Annotated in this window: 2 protein-coding genes; both read right to left on the bottom strand. The window is 63.5% G+C overall.

Annotated features, from left to right (window positions below; translation table 11 throughout):
• The coding region (locus HGB10_11840) for a hypothetical protein (protein ID NTU72494.1) at nucleotides 1-250 on the bottom strand (250 nt) is incomplete at its 3' end.
• A gap of 463 nt (nucleotides 251-713) precedes the next feature.
• Nucleotides 714-5511, bottom strand: a 4798-nt coding sequence (locus HGB10_11835; GenBank protein NTU72493.1) for a hypothetical protein, incomplete at its 5' end; no start/stop codon positions are given.

The raw sequence follows: 5511 nt of genomic DNA, 5'->3' as shown, positions 1-5511 counted from the left end.
GCCATGCGGACTGTGAGCCCGCGGCAGCCCGTGTGTCGTCGTACTCACGGTGCAGCGTGGTGCCCACGTTGATCCACGGCGGGGTGGCAAGTGCGGCGCCCTCAGCGCCACTCTCGAAGCCGGCGTCGACAAGCGTGCCGTCGGCGGCCAGCGCGGGCAGCGCGAACGCGAATGCGAGGACGAGTGCGAGCAGCAGCGCGAGAAGCGCGCGTGACGCGTGACTCGACCCCACGCGCGAACGCGTGGACACGGACGATGCAGTCCAGTTCCTATTCACAAGTGCCTCCAAGTTGAGCGCGACCCCCCCGGGTGCGTAGTGCCTAGTGCGGTGGTACGTCGGGTTCGGACAGTTCGATTAGAGCCGGTTAATGTTTCTAAACCTGTAATGTGAGCCATTGTTAATAGGTCTGAGGCACTCGTCAAGTACTGCGGTTCAGAAAATCGGCAAACGGGAAATGCCGTGCTCCACTGCTGCCGAGAAGCCTGCTCAGCGGCTGTGATGACGGTCACACGCCGAATGAGCGCCCGAACCGTAGACCGCGACTCAGTCAATGGCGGCCGATGCTCCAGCACCAGACACCGGCTTGGGTCGACGGAGGATTCGCCCATAAGGAAGCACCCTGCGCTGGCAGGGCACCGCCACGCGCCCGGCATACAGAAGCGGGGCAGCCGCAGTCATGCAGCTGCCCCGCGATCACGCTGTTGGCTCGGGCCTAGAACGCCTTCATGCTCGAATGACAGTCAGCCATCCGGCTGCAACCGAGCGCATCGGAGCCTGTGTACATCGGCACGTAGTTGTTCACGCCGTGCCTGTGACAATCGAAGCAGAACGACCCATTGAAGTCGGTCGGCTTCATGCTCTGGTCGGCAGACTGAACTCCCCCGGGGCTCGGGTCGAGATGGCAGGTGATGCACTTCGCGTGGTAGACGTTTGGACCACCCTCGTGACAGGCACTACACAGCGAGTCGCCGTCGGGTATGTTCACCCCGTCTTCGACGACCTGGACAGCCTGGCCGTTCACTGTCGTCTTCAGGTTGTAGATGTTGCTCGACCCGTGCTCGTGGCACACGTCGCAGGAGAGGGCGGCATCTCCTCGGACGTAGGGTGCCTTGATGGTACCGCCGTAGCCGATGACCGTCGTCGCGTTCCGGGTGCCGTCGCTCTCACCGTGCGCGTCAGTCACCCATGCCTTCGACATGTCGGTACGCGCTACCCAGTCGACGCCCGCTGGCGGTACCTCCTGGTGGCAGCGGATGCAATACGCCTGCTTAGGATCGGTCGGGGCTCGGTAGCTGAACGACCGTGTCTGGCCCGCGTAGTTGTAGTAGTACTCGAACTTGCTGCGGGTCGTGAGCTTCACCCATGTCTGGGTCTGGAAGTCCCATAGACGCAGCGTTACCGGATGTCCATCGGCAAGCTCACCGTTGGCCAGGAACGACAGATCGACATCGCGCAGAGTCCCGCGTTCGGACGGGTCAACCCGGAACTTCGAAAGCTGCCAGTTGGCAGATCCTTCTGTCGTCGCAAGGTTCGTCTTCCAGCACACGCCGAAGCTCCGGTCGAAGTACGTCGTATGGTCAGTCCACTTCACGTTCGTAGCCGAAGCGGGCGACCCCGGGTTGGATGGTGTCGGCAGTACGTCGGCGGCTGACTGACTCTCCCAACCAGCGACGGCGCCGGTGGTCACGGTGGAGCCATCGGCCTTGATGATCGAGAGATTGAGCTCATCGGTGCTCAGACCGCTCAGCGTGGGTTCGGGCAGGCTCGGATTATGCTGCGGATCGCTCGAAGCCCTCCAGCGGTAGTAGTCCCGGTCGGTGCTGTACGAGACCTTACCCTGTGCGTCCACGGTCTTGATTCTGTAGGTGTACATCCGACCGAGTTGAGTGACGGGGAACGAGACGCTGTGGGTGGTGGTCAACGAGGTGCTGCCGACGGTGGTCTTGGGGTACTGGGCCGGATACTCAAACGGGTACGACGGGAGCCCCGAGGTGATGACGTACTCAATTTCCGACGTCGCGGGGCGGTCAGTGGTCCAGGTGACGACCGGTGCGGCGTAGTTTGCCGGGGCGTCGTGCGTCAGCGCGATCTGCGTGATCTGCGGGTTGACGACGTCATGCTCAGCGCCCGCGAGAACGTACGCCTCCCCTGCCGCATTGATATACCTCGACGACGAGGACGCGTGACACGACCCACATGCGGTACTTCCCGAGCTGATGGCAGCCTGTACACCCGCGTCAGAGCTCGCGTGGCATGTCGTACACGTTGTCACATGCTGTGCGTCGAAGAGCTGGTTCGCATGACAACCGCTGTTGACGCCATAGCAGGTCTCCGTACTCGTGTGCATCACGGAATCGTAACCATGCGAATCGGCGCGACTCGGATGGCAGACCAGGCAATCCGCACTCGGCGTCACTCCGGACGCATGGCAGACCTCGCAGCCCGTACGAGTCACGCCATCCGTTGTCGTGGTGGCCACCGAGTGAATCTCGGCCACACTCTTGCCCGCGAACGGCTTCGATCCGCCGGCGTCGTGGCATCCACTGTCAAGACACGCGGCCCGTGCGGACGGAATCTCGTGTACTGAGTCGATGCTTGCATGCATCGGGGCTGTGGAACCAGGCGTGTGACAACCACCCTGAACGCAGGACTTGGACCACGTCGGAACCAGTGAGTTCTTTGGACTTGGATGACACTGGGTGCAGCCGTATCCTGCGGTCTGCCCTGAGCTCGTCGCTTTCGCATGCTCGGCAAGAACGGCTGCGGTATGGCAACCAACGCATGACTTCGAGCCGAAGCTCACGCCCGAGATCGTGATCGTCTGCGATGCGGGCGACGACTGGTGGGTCGTGCCAGCAAAATGGCGGTCCATGAGTGCGTTCACGTCGTCCATCGTCGGCGCATGGCAGCCGGAACACGTCTTGATCGTGGGCACACCGTCGGCGTGACACACCATGCAATTGGTGCGGACCTTGCCATCGACTGTGGTGGTCGAGGCCGCGGAGTGGGTTGCGGCCATATCCAGCACGTGGCAGCCCGACTCTGGCTCCGAACAGTACGCATCGGTGTTGGAGTGAGCGGTGTCGAAGCCCGCATGTAGCGGCGCACTCGAACTGACCGTGTGGCAGCTACCCTGAGCACAACCGCCGTTCCACGTCGGGTTCAGCGACCCACGTGCCGTGGGATGGCACGCAGCACAACCGGCCTCGGCCGTGGAGGCGGTCAACTTGCCGTGTTCTGCTTGGAGATCGGCCCTGTGGCACTCGACGCAGGCGACCTTCGTCCCGTCTACATATGTACTCTCGACCGTTGCGTCGTGTGTCGCGAGCCTGGTTATCGGCCCGTCGGGCGTAAACGCTGGTGGATACGCTCCGACTCGCAACCAGCCGTTCGACTCGAGCGAGGGGTTGACTGTCTCGGCATCATCCGAGAACGCATCGCCCCCGCTACCTGTGATGACGACGTTGTCGATCGCCCAGCCGGCAAGGTTGATGTATCGGTTGGAGATGAAGCGGAAACGGATGTGTACCGTCTGACCGGCGTACTCGGACAGATCAAACTCCGCCTGAACCCAGCCGTTTGAGTCGCCGTCGATGCCATTGCCGAGATTCAGCCCGAACGGGTTGGCGTCAGATGTGATGGTGCCGGCAATCGGTGTCCATGTGGTCGTGTCTGACTGCACCTCAACGTAGCCGTAGTCCTTGCCAACCTCGATCTCGTAGTTGGTCATGAACCTCAGTGAACCGCCGGCGGGCACAGTCATCGTTGCGATCTGCAGCTGTGTGTCGTTGAGTGAACCGGCCGCGCTACGAAGTCCGGAGTACCACATCTTGTCGCCCTGGTACGGCGAGATCGGAGCCGGCGGCGATGCCGACGCACCACCGTAGAAGTCCGAGTGGCAGTACTGGCAATCGTAGTTCGAAAGCCCCTCGTCCCAGCCGTTCGCGGGTTCGCTGGCGTAGTAAGCACCTGGCGTAGCGTCAGCCGAGTTGAGAAGGTACTTCACGTTGTTGTGGTGCATGTAGCTCGTGTCGCCGCCCCATGCGCTCGAGTGACATGTCACGCATGTCGCCGTCGGCGTCTTGCCCGGAGCGTGGCATATCACGCATCCACCTGCGGTGTTGTGCGAATCAGCGTGGAGGACCGAGATGTCACTGATGTCGTGACACGTCATGCCCTCGGCCCCGGCGCATCCATACCCCAGGTACGGGCTCCCAGAACCTGCATCACTTCCGGCATGACGGTCGCCGGTGGGTGTGTGCAGCTTGTTGGAGTGACAGGTTTGGCACGTCTTCGCCCAAGTCCCAATGGCCGGGACGAGGCTGTCGTGACACGACGCGCAGGTGTTACCAGAGTGGGATGCGCTCAGTACAGTCGAGTGACACGTGCCCACGCAGGTCTCGTTGGCAGCAGTATGTGTCGTCAGGCTGTAGCCATGACTCCCATCCACGCGATCGGCGTGGCACGAGTCGCAGGCGCCGGAAGCGGGCGTGCCGTCAGCGTGGCAGACCTGACAGCTCGTGCGAGTGACTCCTGCGACGGTGGTCGTGGCGCTGGAGTGGGTCTGGGCGAGGCTGTCCGTCGCGGTGGCAGCATGGCAGCCTGCGGCATAGCAGCTCTGACCCGCGACCGGATTATGTGCCGTCGCAAGGTTGCGGTGGTAGTCGACGCCGGCCGCAGTGTGGCAGGTCGAGCAGTCCTTCGTGAGCGTGGCGTTGGCGTGGCAGACCATGCACGAGGTGCGAGCCTGTCCGTTGACGGTGGTCTCGGCCGAGGCATGGATCGCGGAGACGTCGGCGCCGCGATGGCAACCCGACGCGAAGCACTCGGTGTTGGCGGCGGCCGGGGCGTGAGCCGTGCCTGCCCCGCCGTGCATCTCCTGAGGCGTACCGGCCGGGTGGCAGCCGCCCTGGACACAGCCCTTGCCCCATGTGGCGAACGAGCTGCGAGGCGTCGGGTGGCAGGTGACGCACTTGAGGAGCGCGGAGGACGCGCTCGGCATCGCGTGCTCGACCTGGACGTCGGCGGCATGGCAGTCCCCGCACACGACGCTGCCGGATCCGACAGACATCGAGGCGACGTTCGAACCGTGCATCAGCGAGTGATCCGCGCTCGCGTGGCACGCGGAGCACGCGCTGTTGCCCGCGGCGATGGCGGCCTTGACGTTGGTCGCCGTCGATCCGTGGCAGGTGTCGCAGACGATCACGGCGCCGGCTTTGGTCGTGCGGCCGTTGTGCTCGATGGTCAGCGATGCGTTGTGGCACGGGGAGCAGGTGGCGACATCGGCGGCCGTGTGGAACTCACTGGGCGTACCCGCATGACCCCAGCTGACCTCGTGGCAGTTCGCGCAGGGGTGCTCGTGCTCGTCGAGTGCCGAGCCCGGTATGTGGCAGCTGTCGCAGTTGACGTAGGTCACAGGCATCTCAGAGCCGGCGACGGTGACCGGTGTGAAGGTGGCGGCGATGGTGTGGGGTGCGGTGACGTTAGAGAAGGTGTAGGTCGAGAGTGCG

This window comes from Coriobacteriia bacterium (assembly GCA_013334745.1).
Classification (GTDB): Bacteria; Actinomycetota; Coriobacteriia; order Anaerosomatales; family JAAXUF01; genus JAAXWY01.
This window is presented reverse-complemented; position numbering and strand designations above follow the sequence as displayed.